Source organism: Ectothiorhodospira shaposhnikovii (assembly GCF_047222355.1).
Classification (GTDB): domain Bacteria; phylum Pseudomonadota; class Gammaproteobacteria; order Ectothiorhodospirales; family Ectothiorhodospiraceae; genus Ectothiorhodospira.
Genome location: NZ_CP178333.1, coordinates 1,348,970 through 1,367,046, shown reverse-complemented (window position 1 = coordinate 1,367,046; position 18,077 = coordinate 1,348,970). Strand labels below are relative to the sequence as shown.

General features: G+C 63.9%; 21 protein-coding genes. 8 read left to right on the top strand and 13 right to left on the bottom strand.

Annotated features, from left to right (window positions below; translation table 11 throughout):
- Nucleotides 1–2: 2 nt before the first annotated feature.
- From uvrC to ACLF6L_RS06160, 8 genes are all read right to left on the bottom strand, one after another.
- Nucleotides 3–1,838, bottom strand: a complete 1,836-nt coding sequence (uvrC, locus tag ACLF6L_RS06195; protein ID WP_412852587.1) for an excinuclease ABC subunit UvrC — start codon at nt 1,836–1,838, stop codon at nt 3–5.
- Nucleotides 1,835–2,494: a uracil-DNA glycosylase gene (locus ACLF6L_RS06190; protein ID WP_238616667.1), complete on the bottom strand. Its 660-nt coding sequence runs from the start codon at nt 2,492–2,494 to the stop codon at nt 1,835–1,837. The genes uvrC and ACLF6L_RS06190 overlap by 4 nt, the downstream gene beginning before the upstream one ends.
- A gap of 31 nt (nt 2,495–2,525) precedes the next feature.
- Nucleotides 2,526–3,245, bottom strand: coding sequence for a response regulator (locus ACLF6L_RS06185; protein WP_238616666.1), 720 nt, complete (start codon nt 3,243–3,245; stop codon nt 2,526–2,528).
- 3 nt (nt 3,246–3,248) lie between these two features.
- Complete coding sequence (locus tag ACLF6L_RS06180) at nt 3,249–3,716, bottom strand: CYTH domain-containing protein (RefSeq protein ID WP_238616665.1); 468 nt, start codon at nt 3,714–3,716, stop codon at nt 3,249–3,251.
- 90 nt (nt 3,717–3,806) lie between these two features.
- Nucleotides 3,807–4,778, bottom strand: coding sequence for a beta-ketoacyl-ACP synthase III (locus tag ACLF6L_RS06175; protein ID WP_238616664.1), 972 nt, complete (start codon nt 4,776–4,778; stop codon nt 3,807–3,809).
- Nucleotides 4,775–5,803 carry a phosphate acyltransferase PlsX gene (plsX, locus tag ACLF6L_RS06170; protein ID WP_238616663.1) on the bottom strand — a complete coding sequence of 343 codons (1,029 nt, stop codon included), beginning with the start codon at nt 5,801–5,803 and terminating at the stop codon, nt 4,775–4,777. Before plsX ends, ACLF6L_RS06175 begins: the two co-directional genes overlap by 4 nt.
- A gap of 195 nt (nt 5,804–5,998) precedes the next feature.
- Entirely contained in the window at nt 5,999–6,190 is a 192-nt protein-coding gene (gene rpmF, locus ACLF6L_RS06165) for a 50S ribosomal protein L32 (RefSeq protein ID WP_008932652.1), read from the bottom strand.
- Nucleotides 6,191–6,267: 77 nt separating this feature from the next.
- On the bottom strand, nt 6,268–6,810 hold the full coding sequence (locus ACLF6L_RS06160; protein WP_238616662.1) for a YceD family protein: 543 nt from the start codon (nt 6,808–6,810) through the stop codon (nt 6,268–6,270).
- A 123-nt stretch (nt 6,811–6,933) separates the two neighbouring features.
- Here ACLF6L_RS06160 and ACLF6L_RS06155 point away from each other — a divergent pair, with 123 nt between their 5' ends.
- Genes ACLF6L_RS06155 through ACLF6L_RS06145 form a run of 3 tightly spaced genes read left to right on the top strand, consistent with a single transcriptional unit; the run spans nt 6,934 to nt 10,802 of the window.
- Nucleotides 6,934–8,352, top strand: a complete 1,419-nt coding sequence (locus ACLF6L_RS06155) for an acetyl-CoA carboxylase biotin carboxylase subunit (RefSeq protein ID WP_238616661.1) — start codon at nt 6,934–6,936, stop codon at nt 8,350–8,352.
- An 18-nt stretch (nt 8,353–8,370) separates the two neighbouring features.
- Nucleotides 8,371–10,194 carry a sodium-extruding oxaloacetate decarboxylase subunit alpha gene (oadA, locus tag ACLF6L_RS06150; RefSeq protein WP_008932655.1) on the top strand — a complete coding sequence of 608 codons (1,824 nt, stop codon included), beginning with the start codon at nt 8,371–8,373 and terminating at the stop codon, nt 10,192–10,194.
- A complete protein-coding gene (locus tag ACLF6L_RS06145) occupies nt 10,194–10,802 on the top strand; it encodes a Maf family protein (RefSeq protein ID WP_412852586.1) in 609 nt (202 codons plus the stop codon). The genes oadA and ACLF6L_RS06145 overlap by 1 nt, the downstream gene beginning before the upstream one ends.
- A gap of 234 nt (nt 10,803–11,036) precedes the next feature.
- Here the strand turns inward: ACLF6L_RS06145 and ACLF6L_RS06140 are convergent, their stop codons facing one another.
- Nucleotides 11,037–11,462, bottom strand: coding sequence for an FHA domain-containing protein (locus ACLF6L_RS06140; RefSeq protein ID WP_238616659.1), 426 nt, complete (start codon nt 11,460–11,462; stop codon nt 11,037–11,039).
- Nucleotides 11,463–11,681: 219 nt separating this feature from the next.
- On the opposite strand from ACLF6L_RS06140, the gene ACLF6L_RS06135 reads away from it, so the two are divergent.
- The 3 genes from ACLF6L_RS06135 to ACLF6L_RS06125 all read left to right on the top strand — a co-directional run bounded on the left by ACLF6L_RS06135 (nt 11,682) and on the right by ACLF6L_RS06125 (nt 13,812).
- Nucleotides 11,682–12,626 (top strand): L-lactate dehydrogenase, encoded by a 945-nt coding sequence (locus tag ACLF6L_RS06135; RefSeq protein ID WP_412852585.1) that lies wholly within the window; start codon nt 11,682–11,684, stop codon nt 12,624–12,626.
- A gap of 112 nt (nt 12,627–12,738) precedes the next feature.
- Nucleotides 12,739–13,566 carry an ion transporter gene (locus ACLF6L_RS06130; RefSeq protein ID WP_238616657.1) on the top strand — a complete coding sequence of 276 codons (828 nt, stop codon included), beginning with the start codon at nt 12,739–12,741 and terminating at the stop codon, nt 13,564–13,566.
- Between the two features lie 57 nt (nt 13,567–13,623).
- Complete coding sequence (locus tag ACLF6L_RS06125; RefSeq protein WP_238616656.1) at nt 13,624–13,812, top strand: hypothetical protein; 189 nt, start codon at nt 13,624–13,626, stop codon at nt 13,810–13,812.
- Nucleotide 13,813: 1 nt separating this feature from the next.
- Here the strand turns inward: ACLF6L_RS06125 and ACLF6L_RS06120 are convergent, their stop codons facing one another.
- The 4 genes from ACLF6L_RS06120 to ACLF6L_RS06105 all read right to left on the bottom strand — a co-directional run bounded on the left by ACLF6L_RS06120 (nt 13,814) and on the right by ACLF6L_RS06105 (nt 16,121).
- Nucleotides 13,814–14,167 (bottom strand): metalloregulator ArsR/SmtB family transcription factor, encoded by a 354-nt coding sequence (locus tag ACLF6L_RS06120; RefSeq protein WP_238616776.1) that lies wholly within the window; start codon nt 14,165–14,167, stop codon nt 13,814–13,816.
- A 67-nt stretch (nt 14,168–14,234) separates the two neighbouring features.
- The gene (locus tag ACLF6L_RS06115) at nt 14,235–14,372 is read right to left on the bottom strand and encodes a hypothetical protein (RefSeq protein ID WP_008932661.1); all 138 of its coding nucleotides are present in this window, start codon (nt 14,370–14,372) and stop codon (nt 14,235–14,237) included.
- Complete coding sequence (gene ubiG, locus ACLF6L_RS06110) at nt 14,357–15,184, bottom strand: bifunctional 2-polyprenyl-6-hydroxyphenol methylase/3-demethylubiquinol 3-O-methyltransferase UbiG (protein ID WP_238616655.1); 828 nt, start codon at nt 15,182–15,184, stop codon at nt 14,357–14,359. Before ubiG ends, ACLF6L_RS06115 begins: the two co-directional genes overlap by 16 nt.
- A 7-nt stretch (nt 15,185–15,191) precedes the next feature.
- Nucleotides 15,192–16,121 carry an NAD(P)-dependent oxidoreductase gene (locus ACLF6L_RS06105; protein WP_412852584.1) on the bottom strand — a complete coding sequence of 310 codons (930 nt, stop codon included), beginning with the start codon at nt 16,119–16,121 and terminating at the stop codon, nt 15,192–15,194.
- A 177-nt stretch (nt 16,122–16,298) separates the two neighbouring features.
- On the opposite strand from ACLF6L_RS06105, the gene ACLF6L_RS06100 reads away from it, so the two are divergent.
- Nucleotides 16,299–17,237 carry an ATP-binding cassette domain-containing protein gene (locus ACLF6L_RS06100; RefSeq protein ID WP_238616653.1) on the top strand — a complete coding sequence of 313 codons (939 nt, stop codon included), beginning with the start codon at nt 16,299–16,301 and terminating at the stop codon, nt 17,235–17,237.
- Nucleotide 17,238: 1 nt separating this feature from the next.
- Nucleotides 17,239–18,018 carry an ABC transporter permease gene (locus ACLF6L_RS06095; RefSeq protein WP_238616652.1) on the top strand — a complete coding sequence of 260 codons (780 nt, stop codon included), beginning with the start codon at nt 17,239–17,241 and terminating at the stop codon, nt 18,016–18,018.
- The last annotated feature ends 59 nt before the right edge of the window (nt 18,019–18,077 follow it).

Below are 18,077 nucleotides of genomic sequence, written 5' to 3'. Positions count from 1 at the left end.
GATCAGTCGTCATGTAGCGAATCGAAAATCTGCTGCGCCAGCTTGCGACTGATGCCGGGCACCTTGGCGAGCGCTTCCACGTCGGCACGGCACACACCTTGAAGCCCGCCGAAGTGTTTCAGTAACTGCTGGCGTCGCTTGGGACCCATGCCGGATATCTGCTCCAGCGGTGAGGTACCGCGGGCTCTGGCACGGCGCTGCCGGTGCCCGGTGATGGCAAAGCGGTGGGCCTCGTCCCGAATCTGCTGGATGAGATGCAGCGCCCTGGAGCCCGGCGGCAGTATAGACGGCTGGGCCGCATCGCTCAAGATCAGGGTCTCCATCCCCGGACGACGGTCCTCGCCCTTGGCCACACCGACCACCATGACGCCACTGACCTGCAGCGTCTCCAACACGTCCAGGGCCTGGCGCACCTGCCCCTTGCCGCCGTCGATGAACAGGATGTCCGGCAACTTGCCCTCACCGGCCTTGAGACGGGTATAACGTCGCATCAGGGCCTGGCGCATGGCGGCATAGTCATCCCCCGGCGTGATGTCCTTGATGTTGAAGCGGCGGTAATCGGACTTGAGCGGCCCCTCTTCGTCAAAGACCACGCAGGAGGCCACGGTCGCCTCGCCCTGGGTGTGGCTGATATCGAAACACTCCATCCGCCGTGGCGGATCATCCAGGTCCAGGGCATCCTGCAGGGCCTCCAGGCGCTCCCGCATGCCGGCGCGCCCGGCCAGGCGGGTCGCCAGGGTCATCCGGGCATTGCGTATCGCCATCTCGAGCCAGCGGGCGCGATCTCCCCGCACCTGCCAGGCCAGCGTCACCTTCTGCCCGCGACGCAGGGTGAGCATGTCTTCCAGCACGGCCCGATCCTCGGGGGGGTGACTGAGAATGAGCCGGGAGGGGACTTCACGATTCAGGTAATACTGGCCTAGGAACGCCGTCATCAGCGACCCGTCGGCGACGTCATCCGGCACCCGGGGAAACAGGGATCGGTTGCCCAGGTTCAGCCCCCCGCGAATGGAGAAGACCTGCACGCAGACCTCCCCCGCTTCCCGGGCGACGGCAATGATGTCCACGTCGCCGTCTTCCGCGCTGACGTACTGACGCTCTGAGAGTTGCCGTAGCCGCGCAATCTGATCCCGGATACGGGCGGCCTGCTCATACTCCAGGGCGACGGCGGCCTGCTCCATTCCCTGCACCAGATCCGCGATGATACGCTCACTGCGTCCTTCGAGAAAATCCACGGCATGGCGCACATCCACCCCATAGGCATCGGCATCGATCAAGCCAACGCAGGGTCCGCTGCAGCGCTGGATCTGATACTGCAGACAGGCACGGGAACGGTTCTGAAAGAAGCTGTCCTCGCAGGGACGGATCAGGAACAGCTTCTGCAACAGCTGGATGGTGTCACGGACCGCGCCGCCCGAGGGATAGGGACCGAAATAGCGGCCGGATGCCTTGCGGGCACCACGATGAAAGGCCAGGCGGGGATAGGGATGATGAGAGATGAAGATATAGGGGTAGGATTTGTCATCCCGGAACAGGATGTTGTAACGGGGCCGGTGCTCCTTGATCAGATTGTTTTCCAGCAGCAGGGCCTCGGCCTCGCTGCGGGTGACGATCACCTGGACATCCCGGATCTGGGCCACCATGGCAGCGATCCGGGCATTGGCCACCGTGGGACGAAAGTAGCTGGATACCCGCTTCTTCAGGTTCTTGGCCTTGCCCACATAGAGCACGGCGCCCTCCTCCCCCACCATCCGGTAGACCCCGGGCTGGGTGGTGAGGTCGGCCAGAAAGCGACGCGGATCAAATGCGTCGGACTGCAGACCTTCGGTGATGATCATGAACCGTCCAGATGCCGCTTCACCTGTGCAAAAACCACCTTGAACATCTCGCTGGTCAGGCGACCTGTCTGGGTGTTGTAACGACTGCAGTGATAGGAGTCCACCAGCATGAGCCCGTTGCCCAGGGCATGCTCATGACCATGGCCGAACCGGTGAGCCGACTGCCGCAACCCCAGGGCGCGCAGTACCGCATTGTGGGCCACGGTACCCAGGGCCAGCACCACGCTGCCCGGAGCCAGCAAGGCCAGTTCCCGGGCCAGGTAGTCGTTGCAGGCCCGGACTTCAGGGGTGAGCGGCTTGTTCTCGGGAGGCAGGCACTTGACGGCATTGGTGATTCGACAATCTCTCAGCTTCAGCCCGTCATCACGGCTGCTTGACTCCGGTGCACTGGCGAAACCCATCTCAAACAGGGTCTGGTAGAGCAGGATACCGGCGAAATCCCCCGTGAACGGACGGCCGGAGGCATTGGCACCATGCATCCCCGGGGCCAGGCCCACGATCAGCAGCCGGGCCTCGGGATCCCCAAAGGGAGGCACCGGGGCGGCATGATAGCCGGGGTGACGGGCACGCACCCGGGTCAGAAAATCCACCAGCCGCGGACAACGGGTACAGGCCGGATCAAAACAGTCCGGAGGGACGGGACACACTGGATTCATCGGATCTGACGCTCGCCGGCCGGGCCGGCACTTACTCGGAGGATGGGCAAGGGGTCATGATACCGCGATCGATGGCCATGCGGAAAAGCTCCATGTCCGACGCGCAGCCAAGCTTCTCGCGCAAACGCGCCTTGTAGGTACTGACCGTCTTCACGTTCAAATCCAGCGCGGCGGCGATCTCTCCCGGCTTCTTGCCCGCCACCAGCAGCATCAGGATCTGGCGTTCCCGATGGGAGAGCCGGGTCATCGGATCCGGCTCCCCGGAATCGGTTTGCGCCAGTTTCCGGGCCACACTGGGGGTGACATGCCGGTCGCCCTGCATGGCCAACCGGATGGCATGAACCAGTTCCTCCTCCCCCGCGCCCTTGCTGAGGTAACCGGCGACGCCGCTGTCGAGCATCCAGCCCACATGGGGGCCATCCTCCTCCACCGTCAGGGCAATCACCTTCAGCCCGGGCCGCAGGGCCAACGCCTTGCGGGTTGCCTCCAGCCCCCCCATGCCAGGCATATTGAGGTCCATCAGAACCACGTCGGGACGCAGACGTGACAGCTGCTCCAGGGCCTCCTCACCGGAGGCGGCCTCGCCGACCACCTTGATGCCGGTGCGCTCGGTTTGGGCGTTCAGCAGTCCACGGATGGCGCGACGCACCAGCAGGTGATCGTCCACCAGCAGCACATCCACCATCAGGGCAGTCCGTCCGGTATTGTCCATGATCTCCCCTGCGGCACGAATCCCGGTTGAGGAAGACATGACTCACCAGTCCTTGTAGGGATGCCGGACCAGGCTCGTGTTGTAATAGCGGACATCGTGGGAGACCTCTTCTCCCACCCAGGACGGCAGGGCGGGAATCTCATCCACGTGCCTCAGTTCCACCTCGGCCACCACCAGCCCCGCGTTGTCGCCCTCAAACACGTCCACCTCCCAGACATGGTCGCCGTGGGGCACGTAGTGACGGGTCTTCTCGATCAGCGGCTGGATGCAGAGGGTATCGAGCAACTCCCGGGCATCCCGGGCCGGGATGGCATACTCGAACTCCTGACGCTGGACGCCCAGGGTCGCACTCTTGATGTTGAGATACGCCGTGTCGTCGGAAACCCGGATCCGGACCGAGCTTCTCTCGTTACCGCAAAGGTAGCCCTGACGATACCGAACACGTTTGGTGGCCTGGTCTTTCCAGGCGTCGGAAACTACAAGGAATTTTTTTTCGATTTCCTGTCCCATGGCGGTCCGTGGACACCCCTGCGGTGGATACGCCCGCCATGCTACCACGATTCGAAAGGCTTTCGGGCATCGGATGCCGCGATGCAGCAATCAGAAATGGAGCAGGGCCGATCCCCAGGTGAAACCACCACCGAAGGCCTCCATCAGCACCAGATCGCCTCGCTTGATCCTGCCGTCACGCACCGCGGCATCCAGCGCCAGGGGAACGGAGGCGGCGGAAGTGTTGCCGTGCTGTTCCACGGTCACGATCACCTTCTCCATGGGCATCTTCAACTTGCGGGCGGTGGCCTGGATGATCCGGATATTGGCCTGATGGGGGATCAGCCAGTCCACCCGGGACTGGTCGATGCCGCCGGCTTCCAGGGTTTCCTCGACGATGCGACCCAGGGTATTGACCGCCCACTTGAAGACCTCATTGCCCTTCATCTGCAGGTAGGCCTCGCCGGCCACCATGTCGGCATAACCCTTGCCGACACCCCGGGGCACACTGAGCAGGCTCTCGTAGCGGCCATCGGCATGCAGGTGGGTGGACAGGATGCCGGGTTCCTCGGAAGCCTCCAGAACGACCGCGCCCGCGCCGTCGCCGAACAGGACACAGGTCCCGCGATCGGTCCAGTCCAGAATGCGGGAGATGGTTTCGGCGCCGACCACCAGGGCGCAGCGAGCGCTGCCGGCACGGATGAACTGATTGGCCACGCCCAGGGCATAGACGAAGCCGGTGCACACCGCCTGAATATCAAAGGCGGCACAGCCGTTGTGAATCCCCAACCGCTGCTGCAACAGGCAGGCGGTACTGGGAAACACCTGATCCGGGGTCGTGGTGCCGACGATGATCAGGTCGATGTCTTCCGGGCGTCGCCCCGCCATGGCCAGGGCGGCCCGTGCCGCCTGCTCCGCCAGGTCGCAGGTGGTTTCATCGGGGCCGACGATGTGGCGCTGCCCGATCCCGGTGCGTTCACGAATCCATTCATCGGAGGTTTCCACGATCTTTTCCAGATCGCGATTGGTGAGCACCTTTTCCGGAAGATAACTCCCGGTGCCCGTAATCCGGGAGTAGATCACTGTTGGTTCGCCTCTTTGAGCAGTTCTTCCAGCCGCTTGTCGATGCGTTGCGGCACCCGTTTCTGAGCCTCCAGGCGAGCGATGCGGATGGCATTCTCGAAGGCCACGGCATCGGCCCCTCCATGGCTCTTGATCACCACCCCCTGCAGCCCCAGCAGGCTGGCACCGTTATAGGCGCGAGGATCGATGCGCTTGCGGAAGGCCTTGAGCACCGGCATGGCGACCAACGCGGCCAGCTTGCTGTACAGGCTGCCGGCAAACTCATTGCGCATGTAGTGGGAGACCATGCGGGCCACCCCTTCACTGGTCTTGAGGGCGACATTACCCACAAAGCCATCGCAGACCACCACGTCCACGTCACCACAGTAAATGTCGTTGCCTTCGACGAAACCGATGTAGTTCAGGTGGCTGGCCTCAAGCATTCGCGCCGCCTCCTTGACCTGATCGTTGCCCTTGATCTCTTCCTCGCCGATGTTCAGCAGGCCGACCCGGGGCGAGGCGATATTGTCCACCGCACTGGCCAGCTCGGAACCCATCACCGCAAACTGATAAAGATGGGTGGCGGTGCAGTCCACATTGGCCCCCAGATCCAGCATGTGGGTGTGGCCCTTGATGGACGGGATGGCGGTGATGATGGCCGGTCGGTCGATGCCCGGCAGGGTCTTGAGCACGTAGCGCGCCGTGGCCATGAGGGCACCGGTATTGCCCGCGCTGACGCAGGCATCGGCCTGCTGGTGCTTGACCAGGTTGATGGCCACCCGCATGGACGAATCCTTCTTGTTGCGCAGGGCCTGGGAAGGGGGCTCATCCATGCCCACCACCTGGCTGGCATGATGCAGGCGCAGCCGATCGGACGGCGCCTTGCCGCAGGCAGCCAGTTCCTGCCCGACCCGCTCCTTGTCGCCCACCAGGATCAGGTGGATGTCGGAAAACGCTTCCAGGGCCTTGACTGCCGCAGGGACAACCACGTGGGCACCATGATCACCGCCCATGGCATCCAGTGCGATGGTAAAGATTCCACTCATGGGAAAACCTGCTTTGAATCAGCGCGAAAAAGCTTCGCGGACAGTGTCCACGAAGCCCATGGAATACTGCCTGCGGCTCCATCCGGTAGGCGGCACGACGTGGGCAGGATGACACACACGCCGGCCCGATGCGAGCCGCGGCCCCTGTTGGGGCGGACGGCCGCCGGACCCTGCCGGATCCGGTCGGCGCAGGTCTTACTCTTCGTCCTGCTGTTCCTTGGCCTTGATCACCTGACGGCCACGGTAGAAACCGTCGGCACTGATGTGGTGACGGCGGTGGATCTCACCGGTGGTGGGTTCGGTGGACAGGGTGGGACCCTTGAGGGCGTCGTGGGAACGACGCATGCCCCGACGGGAAGGGGTGGTGCGACCTTGTGCAACAGCCATGGTGTCATCTCCAATCTATACTGAAAAACATTAATGCCCCACGGGTCCCGACCGGAACCCGGGGGGCATGGGGTGTTTCAACTGTCTGCGCCCTGCCCGCCCTTGAGGCGGCCCAGCACGGCAAACGGGTTGTTCTCTTCTTTTTGCGCGGCCTTCACATCCCGGCCGTTGAACTCGGGCTGAAGCCGGGCCACGCATGCCTGCTCCGGGTGCAGGGGCACCACCGGCAGGCACAGCATCAGTTCGTCTTCCACCAGCGCCGCCAAATCCAGGCGCTCGTCGCCGACCACCAGCACGTCCTCCTCGTCCAGGGCGCCGGCGGCCTGGCGATCTTCCTGTACCAGTCGCATCTCGAAACGGCTGTCCACCGGCAAACGCATGGGCTCCAGGCAGCGCTGGCACAGGGGAGCCAGCTCGGCCACCACATGGCCGGTCAGCCGGGGCCTGCCGGAGGGGCCGCGGTCGAAAGTCAGTTCCACCCGGCACAGGCCCCGGGCCGGCTCGCCCATCGCCTCCGCCAGACGAGGCATGGCGGCCATATCCAGCACGCCCTCCAGGACGCGGGACTTGTCCGCCAGGCGGAAGGGATCGACCAGTTCGGGTAGCAGGCTGTCGGACATAAGCGCGCAATTCTAAAGGCGTTCTCGCACCAGTGTCAAAAGCAATCTGCCCCCTTCTGCTTGAAAAGCCCCGCCCGGTTCAAGGATACTGAGGTCTTTGCTTATAACGTGCGGGATGCTTGCGTGATAAATAAGTTACTGATTGCCAACCGCGGCGAGATCGCCGTCCGCATCATCCGTGCCTGCGCGGAAATGGGGATTACCTCGGTGGCGGTCTACACCGACGCCGACCGTCACGGCCTCCATGTCAAGAAGGCCGATGAATCCTACTCCCTCGGCCCCGACTCCCTGGCCGGCTACCTGAACATTCATCGCCTGGTGAACGTGGCCCGCGGCGCCGGCTGTGACGCCATTCATCCCGGCTACGGCTTCTTGTCGGAGAATCCCCAGTTCGCCCAGAACTGCGCCCGGCGCGGCATCCAGTTCGTCGGACCGGACGCGGAGATCATCCGCCGCATGGGCGACAAGGTGGCCGCCCGCGAGGCCATGGTCGCCGCCGGCGTCCCCGTGGTTCCCGGCAGTGATGGCAACCTCCAGGACGTGGAGGAAGCCGCCGCCCTGGCCGAGAAGATCGGTTATCCGGTCATGCTCAAGGCCACCAACGGTGGCGGTGGCCGCGGCATCCGTCGCTGCGACGACGAGACCGCCCTGCGCCGCAACTATGAGCGGGTACGTTCCGAGGCCACCAAGGCCTTCGGCAGCACCGAGATCTTCATGGAGAAGGCCATCATCAATCCGCGCCACATCGAGGTGCAGATCCTGGCCGACCGCCACGGCAACGTGATTCACCTGTTCGAGCGCGACTGCTCCATCCAGCGCCGCCACCAGAAGCTGGTGGAGATCGCCCCCTCTCCCCAGCTCTCCGAGGCCCAGCGCCGGGAGGTGGGCGAGCTGGCGGTACGGGCGGCCCGGGCGGTGAACTATGAAAACGCCGGCACGGTGGAGTTCCTCATGGACGCCGACGGTCGCTTCTACTTCATGGAGATGAACACCCGGCTGCAGGTGGAACACCCGGTCACTGAAATGATCACCGGCGTGGATATCGTGCAGGAACAGATCCGCGTGGCCTCGGGACTGCCCCTCACCTACCCTCAGGATCAGATCACCCGGCGCGGATTCGCGGTGGAATTCCGCATCAACGCCGAGGATCCCAAGAACGACTTTCTGCCCAGTTTCGGCCGCATCACCCGCTACTTCGCCCCCGGCGGGCCGGGCGTGCGCACCGATGGCGCCATCTATACCGGCTACCACATCCCCCCTCACTATGACTCCATGTGCGCCAAGCTCGTCGTCTGGGCCATGGACTGGGACAGCCTGATCCGCCGCGCCCGCCGCGCCTTGGGCGACATGGGGGTCTACGGGGTGAAAACCACCATCCCCTACCACCTGGAAATCCTCAACAGCGAAGCCTTCCGCCAGGGCAGTTTCGACACCGGTTATGTGGATGCCCATCCGGAACTGACCGATTACTCCGTACGCCGTCCGACCCGCGAACTGGCTGCCGTCATCGCCGCCGCCATCACGGCTCACAAGGGTCTTTAAGACAAAAGGTATTGATAGATGTCCAAGGTAACGATTACTGACCTGACCCTGCGTGACGGCCACCAGAGCCTGATCGCCACCCGCATGCGCACGGAAGACATGCTCCCCATCTGCGAGAAGCTGGACGCGGTGGGGTTCTGGTCCCTGGAAGTCTGGGGCGGCGCCACCTTCGATACCTGCCTGCGGTTTCTGAAGGAAGACCCGTGGGAGCGCCTGCGCAAGCTGCGCGAGGCCCTGCCCAACACCCCCTTGCAGATGCTGCTGCGGGGCCAGAACCTGCTGGGCTATCGCCATTATGCCGATGACGTGGTACGGGATTTCGTCGCCCGCTGCGCCGACAACGGCATGGACGTCTTCCGCATCTTCGATGCCATGAACGACACCCGCAACGTGCGAGTCTCCATCGAGGCGGTGAAAAAGGCGGGCAAGCACGCCCAGGGCGCCATCAGCTACACCACCAGCCCGGTGCATACCCTGGACCAGTTCGTGACCATGGCCCGGGAGATGGTGGAGATGGGCTGCGACAGCATCGCCATCAAGGACATGGCGGGTCTGCTCACCCCCCGGGCCGCCGGCGAACTCACCGCCGCCCTGGTGGACGCAGTGAAGGTGCCCGTGCACCTGCATACCCACGCCACCGCGGGCCTTTCCGAGATGTGCCACCTCAAGGCCATCGAAAACGGCTGCAGCAACATCAATACCGCCATGTCCGCCTTTGCCGGTGGCACCAGCCATGCCCCCACCGAGAGCATGGTGGCGGCACTGAGGGATACCGAGTACGACACCGGCCTGGACCTGAACCTGCTGCAGGAGATCGGCTTCTATTTCCGGGAGATTCGCAAGAAGTACCACCAGTTCGAGAGCGAATACACCGGTGTGGATACCCGGGTGCAGACCACCCAGATCCCCGGCGGCATGATCTCCAACCTCATCAGCCAGCTCAAGGCCCAGGGCGCCCTGGATAAGGTGAACGCGGTGATGACCGAGATCCCGCGGGTACGGGAGGATCTGGGCTATCCGCCCCTGGTCACCCCCACCTCCCAGATCGTGGGCACCCAGGCCGTGATGAACGTCCTCACCGAGTCCCGCTACAAGACCATCACCAACGAGGTGAAGCTCTATCTGCAGGGCCGCTACGGCCGTACCCCCGGCCACGTCAACAGCGTGGTCCGGCAAAAGGCCATCGGCCACGCCGACGTCATCGAATGCCGGCCGGCGGATCTGCTGGAGGACGAAATGGACGCCCTGCGCGGCCAGATCGGCGAACTGGCCCATTCCGAGGAAGACGTCCTCATCTATGCCATGTTCCCCGAGATCGGCCGGGAGTTCCTGGAACAGCGCCGCGACGGCAAGCTGGTCCCCGAACCCCTGGAACCCCTGGGCGGCCAGGGCGAGGACAAGGTGGCCCCGGTGGAATTCAAGGCCACCCTGCATGGGGAGACCTACCATATCAAGCTCACCGGCACCGGCCACAAGCGCGATCACATGCGTCCCTTCTACGTGACCGTGGACGGCATGCCGGAAGAGATCGTCATCGAGACCCTGGACGAGATCCTGGTGGACGGGGACAACGGCGCGCGGCGCGGCGGTCCCCAGGGCAGCGGCCGCCCCCGGGCCACCAAGCCCGGCCATGTCACCACGTCCATGCCGGGCACCATCATTGACGTACTGGTCAAGGAAGGGGATACGGTCAAGCCCGGTGACGGCGTGCTGATCCTGGAGGCCATGAAGATGGAAACCGAGGTCCAGGCCCCGGTGGGTGGCGTGGTCAAGGCCATTCACGTGTCCAAGGGCGACAGCGTCAACCCGGATGATGCCCTGGTGGAAATCGAGGAAGCCTGATGACGCGGGCGGCACGCACCCTGGTTCTGGCTTCTACCTCACCGTTCCGGCGCGAGCTGCTGGAACGGCTGGGGTTGCCGTTTTCGACTTGCGCCCCGGACGTGGATGAGACCCCCCGGCCGGGGGAGTCTCCCGCGGCCATGGTGGCCCGCCTGGCCCGGGCCAAGGCGGAAGCGGTCCGGGACCGCTTTCCCGGGGCCCTCATCATCGGCTCGGACCAGTGCGCGGAACTCGATGGAAAGATACTGGGCAAACCCGGCAATCATGAACGGGCCGTCGCCCAGTTGAGCGCGGCCTCGGGGCGCAGCGTGGCCTTTCATACCGGATTGTGCCTGCTGGATGCCGAAAGCGGTGAGAGACAGGAGGCAGTGGAGCCCTTCCGGGTACACTTTCGCACCCTGGGCCGGGAAGAGATCGAGGATTACGTGCATCGGGAACAGCCCTACGGCTGCGCCGGCAGCTTCAAGTCGGAAGGTCTGGGGATTGCCCTGTTCGAGCGCCTGGAGGGTGACGATCCCACCGCCCTGATCGGGCTGCCCCTGATCCGTCTGTGCCGGATGCTGACCCGAACCGGGATCCCGGTCTTGAGCCGCCCGGCGGCAGAGTGACCTGGGAACCACCAGGATCGCCCCCTCTCCGGTCAGTCATTCCCAATTCCGATCAGTCCTAATTCCGGTCAGTCATTCCCGCGAAAGCGGGAATCCAGTCAGCACAGAGCACGGAAATCCTGGGCTCCCGCTTTCGCGGGAGCGACGGAAAGAACCTCAAAATGATATTCGCCGCTGGCAAGTCATGGAGCACAGATAAGATGGAGCACAGATAGGAGGGTACAGACGCCACTACTAATGGGGCACGGAAAATGTCACCAGATCCGCGTCACCCTCCGTCACGGGGCGCCCGAGACTGACGACCCCCTCCCCCACCAGCGGTAGCTCCTCACCATTGAGCAGACAGATCTCGTCCATGCCGTGGATGCGGACATAGGTGCCATTGGTGCTTTGATCCACCAACACGAACTTGCCTTTGCGGTAAATCACCCGCGCATGGTGACGGGAGGCAACGGGCACATTCACCACCAGGTCACAGTCGGCACTGCGGCCGACCACAAAGACCCGCGCCCCAGCCTTGAACTCATGCTTCTCCCCATGCACCGAGAAGGCCATGACCGCGTCGAGGTTGTACAGAGCGCGCACCGCCTCCGCACTGATGCGCTGAGTTGGAGAGCCTTCTTCATGTTCATCATCTGGAATGCCGGAAACTGACTTCATCTGCGAACCACCCATGTTCTGCAAAATATTTTTGTAAGGATTCTACATCGACGTTGCAAAAGGTTCTGTGATGGCCTGCTGAATTCATCCAGACTAACTGTCAAGAGCCACGCCGGGACGCATCTTCCCGGCCGTGGGTCGTGGAAGATCCACACCATGTCGATAAAAGGCAAATTATTGACATTCCAGGAGTGTAAAGCATCTTTGGAGGCATCGCAGATGAGCAGACTCAGCAGCGTGGGTATCATCGGTACGGGTAACGTGGGTGTCGCCGCCGCCTACTCCCTGTTCCAGCAACAGACCACCGGCCGCATCATCCTGGTGGACCGGGACCGGCGGCGGGCCGAAGGCGAGGCCATGGATCTGATGCACGGGCAATCCTTGGTGGGCCGGGTTTCGGTCCTGGCGGGAGACTTTCCGGATCTATCCGAGTGCGGCGTGATCGTCATCACAGCCGGGGTCAGCCAGAAACCGGGAGAGTCCCGCCTGGAACTGCTCAACCGCAATACCGCCGTGTTCAGGGAAATCGCCGCCCACCTGGATCACCACGCCCCCGACGCGGTCCTGGTCATTGCCACCAATCCAGTGGATATCCTGACCTACGTGATGCAGCACCTAAGTCGGCGCCCTCCGGAACGGGTCATCGGCACCGGCACCATGCTGGACACCTCCCGCTTCCGGGCTGCCCTGGGAGATTACTACGGGGTAAACCCCCGCTCCGTCCACGCCTATATCATGGGAGAACATGGTGATTCGGAAGTCCCGGTCTGGAGCACCGCCAGGGTAGGAGGACTGAGCATCCATCAGCAGACCATCAACGGTAGGGATTTCGATGCCCAGGCCATGCAGCGCCTGTTCCAGGGGGTAAAAAATGCCGCCTACGACATCATTGCACGCAAGGGCTACACCAACACCGCCATCGGCCTAGTGATCAGCCACCTGATCAGTGTGATCCTGGAAGATCAGAAAAGCGTCCTGCCGGTAAGCGTCAACCCGGCCGGGACCTATGGCCTGGCGGATGTCTGTCTGAGCATCCCCTGCATCGTTGGCCGGGAGGGGATCGAGGCCCAGGTTGCCCCGTTGATCAATGAAGAAGAACTCAAGGGCATGCACGACTCCGCCGACGTGCTCAAGCACAGCCTGCAAGGCATGCAACTGAATTGATTCCATGCCCCTGATGATTGTGCCGGAGGGCGGATTTCATTAATCTGCCCCACGCTTGGGCGCCCTGTCCGCCCGTTTTCCAGCCGCAACAGAACACCCGGGAGTTTCCGACATGCAAGCCGAGGCCGGCCTTCGCGCCCGAGTGGGCGCCTTCATCGAATCGGCGCCGATTCAGCGCCTGATCATCACACTGATCCTGATCAATGCCGCGATTCTCGGTCTGGCCACCTCGCCCACGCTCATGGAAAAGGCCGGTCCCTGGCTGATGAATGCCGACCGCGTCATCCTGGGGGTGTTCGTGGTGGAAATCCTGCTCAAGCTCTACGCCCAGGGCCTGAGCTTCTTCCGCCGTCCCTGGAACGTCTTCGACTTCCTGGTGGTGACCATTGCCCTGATCCCCACCACCGGCCCGCTGGCCGTACTGCGTGTGCTGCGTGTGCTGCGCCTGGTATCCATGGTGCCCAAGCTGCGATTCATCGTCGAGGCGCTGCTCAAGGCCATTCCCGGCATCCTGTCGATCTTCGGGCTGCTGATCCTGCTTTTCTATGTGTTCGCGGTCATCGCCACCGGCCTGTTCGGTTACTCCCATCCGGAGTGGTTCGGCCACCTGGGCCGATCCATGTACACCCTGTTCCAGGTGATGACCCTGGAGAGCTGGTCCATGGGCATCTCCCGCCCGGTGATGGAAACCCATGCCTGGGCCTGGGTGTTCTTCGTGCCCTTCATCCTGATCGCCACATTCACCATACTCAACCTGTTCATCGCCATCATCGTGAACACCATGCAGTCCATGCAGGAGGAGCAGCAGAAATTCGAGCATGACACCATCGAAGAGGTGGTGCATGCGGAAAACGCCCAGCTCCACGAGGACCTCAAGGCGCTGCGCCAGGAAATCTCGGCCCTGCGCCAGGAAATCTCGCAACTGCGCGGCAAGGACTAGGCCGCGCCATCGGCAATCCGGCCCGTCCCACGGGACGGGCCCGGCAGGAGGCGACCAGTGAGCGAAGAACCGATGTCCACGGACAATCCGAAGCCCTATACCGGTCCCGAACGACGCAAGGGAGAGCGGCGCAAGCTGCCCGATCGCAGGGAAATGATCCGTTTCGAACTCGAAAAGGAACCCCGAAGGTCCGGCAAGGATCGGCGCAAGAGCCGACAGGACCTGTGGGCAAGACGGGATTTCTAGCTCAGGCGGCGCATCCCCTCCCGGGGCGGCCGTCCATGGCGTCAAGACGCGCACGGTCGTCGCGGTAGGGGGGCGTACCGCCACAGGCCCGTGTCGTCTGCCGCAACACTTCCCGCACCCAGGCCGGCAGCGCGGGATTGATGCGATAGAAGATCCACTGCCCCCGGCGCTGGTCGGCCACCAACCCGCTCTCCCGCAGCAAGGCCAGGTGCCGCGACATCTTCGGCTGCGGCACACCGATGGCATGGGTGAGCTCGCACACGCACAGGGCATCCTCCTCGACGAGGAGGACCAGGCACCGCAGGCGGGTGGTATCGGACAGGGCCTTGAACACGGATTCCGGCGAGATCATCATGGGGTGACTATAGGCCAAGGGCAAACCGTGGAACAAGCCGCTGCCGACGCTCATCGCCGGGTGACGTTCACTCCCGGCCGTCCCGACCGTAGACCACCACGTAGGCCCCGTAGAGAAACAGCACACCGCCCGCCACAATGACAGGCATGGATCCCAGCAAGAAACCCACATGGCCCAGGGCATATCCGATCACGAACCACCACATGTGCGACTCCTCAATTCCGTCACTCCCGCGAAAGCGGGAGTCCGGGTTGTCATCAGCATATAGTTCACCCCCAGATAGCCGGTGAGGTACATGCCGCGGTTGAAGGGATTGACCCTGACGCCGGTGCGCTCCAGCACCCGCAAGCCGTCCGGCACCAGCAACGCCTCCAGTTCCGCGGGTTTTGGGAAGCGTCGCCACTGATGGGTCCCCCGGGGCAACCAGCGCAGGATATATTCCGCCCCCAGGATGGCCACGATGAACGACACCGGGTTGCGATTGATGGTGGCGATAAAGCTGTACCCTCCCGGGCTGACCAGTTGGTTGCAGGCGGCCATGAAGCCCGGCAGATCCGCCACATGCTCCACCACTTCCATGTTCAGCACCACATCGTACTGTTCTCCGCGGGCGGCCAGGGTCTCCACCGGCACCGCCTCGTACTGGATGTCCAGCCCGGAACGCGCGGCATGCAAGCGGGCCACCGCAATGTTCCTTTCGGTCACGTCCACCCCCTCGACTCGGGCACCCAGACGGGCCATGGACTCGCTGAGGATGCCGCCGCCGCAGCCGATGTCCAGCAGGCGCAGACCCGTCAGGGGACGAGGCGCAGACGGATCGCGGCCGAGATGGGCGCAAAGCCGCTGGCAAATGTAGTCGGTGCGCAACCGATTGAGGGTGTGCAGGGGCCAGAAGGGGCCGCTTTCATCCCACCAGCGATCCGCCAGGGCGGTATAACGGGCCACCTCCTCCGGGTCGATGGAAGACGGCTTGGGGGCTTCGGACAGGTTCACGTTCGCTCCGGTCTGTGGATCCATGGTGATTCTATTCCTGTTCGGCCGTTGCAAGAGGCGATCGGTTCCCGCCGTTCATCGGTCCCGGAGGCGCCAGCCGGCGCAACACCTCGGCCACCACGGCGGAATCCTCCTCTCCATGCCCCAGTCCCACGGCGGCGCTGATCCACTGGGCGGACAGGGCGGTGCCCGGCAGGGGCAGGCCCAGATCCGCCGCCGCCCGCAGGACGATGGCCATGTCCTTGTTATGCAAACGGGCCTTGAAGCCCGGGGGATACTCCCGCCGGATCATGCGCTCCCCGTGCACCTCCAGCACCCGGGAATAGGCCAAACCGCCCATGAGGGCCTCGCGCATGGCCGCCGGGTCCACCCCGGCCGCCTCCGCCAAACTGATGGCCTCCGACACCGCCACCATGGTCTGGGCGACGATGAGCTGATTACAGGCCTTGGTGAACTGACCGGCCCCGGAGCCCCCCACATGGGTGATGGTCCGGCCCACCACCTCCAGCAGCGGCCGCACCCGCTCCAGGATGGCGGTCTCGCCGCCCACCATGATGGTCAGGGTACCGTCAACGGCGCCGCGCTCGCCGCCGGACACCGGGGCATCCAGCAGATGGATCCCCCGCTCCGCCAAGGTGTCCGCCAGCCACCGGGTGACGGTGGGCGAGATGGTGCTGTGGTCCACCACGATCATCCCCGGCCTGGCGCCCTCGGCCACGCCGTCAGGCCCCAGCAGAACCTGCTCCACATCGGGTGTATCGGACACATTGGTGAAGACCACGTCCACCTGCCGGGCCAGATCCGCGGGACTGTCGGCCCAATGGGCGCCCTGCCCCAGCAGGGTGGTCACGGTCTCCGGGCGACGGGCCCAGACGGTGACGTCATGCCCCGCCGCCAGCCAGTGTCCCGCCATGGGGCGCCCCATGATGCCAAGACCGATACAGCCGATTTTCAGCGTCATTGAAAAAACTCCCTCCGCGTTATTGAAAAAAACCGTTTCAGAACATCCCTGAATATTCCCTAGGGGTTTGCTGTCTGACGACATCCCCTCCTTCACCGGGACGGGACCGACAAAAATGCCTGCCGATAGGTTAGCCTGTCCACCGCCCCAAGACCCGGAAGGATTGCCTTGCCCCACATGGACCCGCTCGATCTCCCCTCGATCCCCGCCCCCATTGCCCAGGCCCAAGGACTGGTCAAGCGCTATGATGGCCGTCTCGTGGTCGATCATATCGACCTTACGGTCCAGCCGGGTGAGTGCTTCGGCCTGCTGGGCCCCAACGGGGCCGGCAAGACCACCACCCTACGCATGCTGCTGGGATTGACCCCGCCCGACGAAGGTACCCTGTCCGTGCTGGGTGAACCCATCCCGGAGCGGGCCCGGGAGGCCCGCCGGCGACTGGGGATCGTGCCCCAGTTCGACACCCTGGACCCGGACTTCACCGTACGGGAAAACCTCCACACCTACGCCGACTATTTCGGCCTCAAGGGACGGGCACGCCGTGAGCGGGTGGAGGATCTGCTCCGCTTCGCCAGCCTGGAATCCCGTCGGGATGCCCCCATCAGTGCCCTGTCCGGCGGCATGAAACGTCGCCTGACCCTGGCCCGCGCCCTCATCAACCAGCCCGAACTGGTGGTGCTGGACGAACCCACCACCGGCCTGGACCCCCAGGCCCGGCATCATATCTGGCAATGCCTGCGCGGCCTGCTCAAGACCGGCACCGCCCTGATCCTCACCACCCACTACATGGAAGAGGCGGAGCGGCTGTGCGATCGCCTGGCCATCATCGATCGGGGCCGCGTGGTGGCCCGGGGCTCACCCCAGTCCCTGATCCATACCCATATCGAACGCCATGTCCTGGAACTCAACGGACCGGCCGCCATGGACTGGCTGACGCATCAGGCGGGAGAACTTCAGGCCCGGGTCCGGCAAATCGGCGACCTGGCCCTGATCTACACCGATCAGGCCGGCCCCCTGATCGCGCGCCTGGAACAGGCCGGTATCCGATACCTGCATCGTCCCGCCAATCTGGAGGATGTCTTCATGAAGCTCACCGGTCACGAACTGAGGGACTGAAATGTCCGCTTTCCCCCTACCCAAGCTCAGCCTGCGATTCATTCCGGTGTGGCGCCGCAACCTGCGGGTCTGGCGCAAGATCATGGTGCCTTCCGTCATGGGCAACTTCGGCGAGCCGGTACTTTACCTACTGGCCTTCGGGTATGGCTTCGGCCGCTTGGTGGGAGATCTGGGGGAGTTACCCTACATGGTGTTCCTGGCCTCGGGCATCGTCTGCTCCAGCGCCATGTACACCGCCAGCTTCGAGGGCATGTACTCCGCCTATACCCGGATGTCGGAACAGAAGACCTGGGACGGCATGCTGGGCGCCCCCCTCAACCTGGACGACATCGTGCTGGGCGAGATCATCTGGGCCGCCACCAAGGCACTGTTCAGTGCCGGCGCCATCCTGCTGGTGGCCGCCGTGCTGGGCCTGATCAGCGATCTGCGCGCCCTGCTGGCCCTGCCGGTCATCCTGCTGGCGGGCTTTTGCTTCGGTGCCTGCGCCATGGTCGTCACCGCCGTCTCCCGCAGCTATGACTTCTTCCTCTACTACTTCACCCTGGCGGTCACCCCCATGCTGCTGCTTTCCGGAGTATTCTTCCCCCTGGAACAGCTCCCGCCCGCCGTGGTGGCCATGGCCTGGGCCCTGCCCCTGGTGCATGTGGTCGAGATCGTCCGTCCCCTGATGACCGGGGCCTGGCCATCCCAGGTGCCGCTGCACCTGTCGGTGATTCTGGTCTATGGTCTGGTGGGGCTGACCGTGGCCACGGCGTTGCTGCGGCGACGGCTGATGCGCTGATACCGACTTGCCAATGACCGGGGCTTGCCCTACTGTGCAAAGATATACCTTCGCCCATT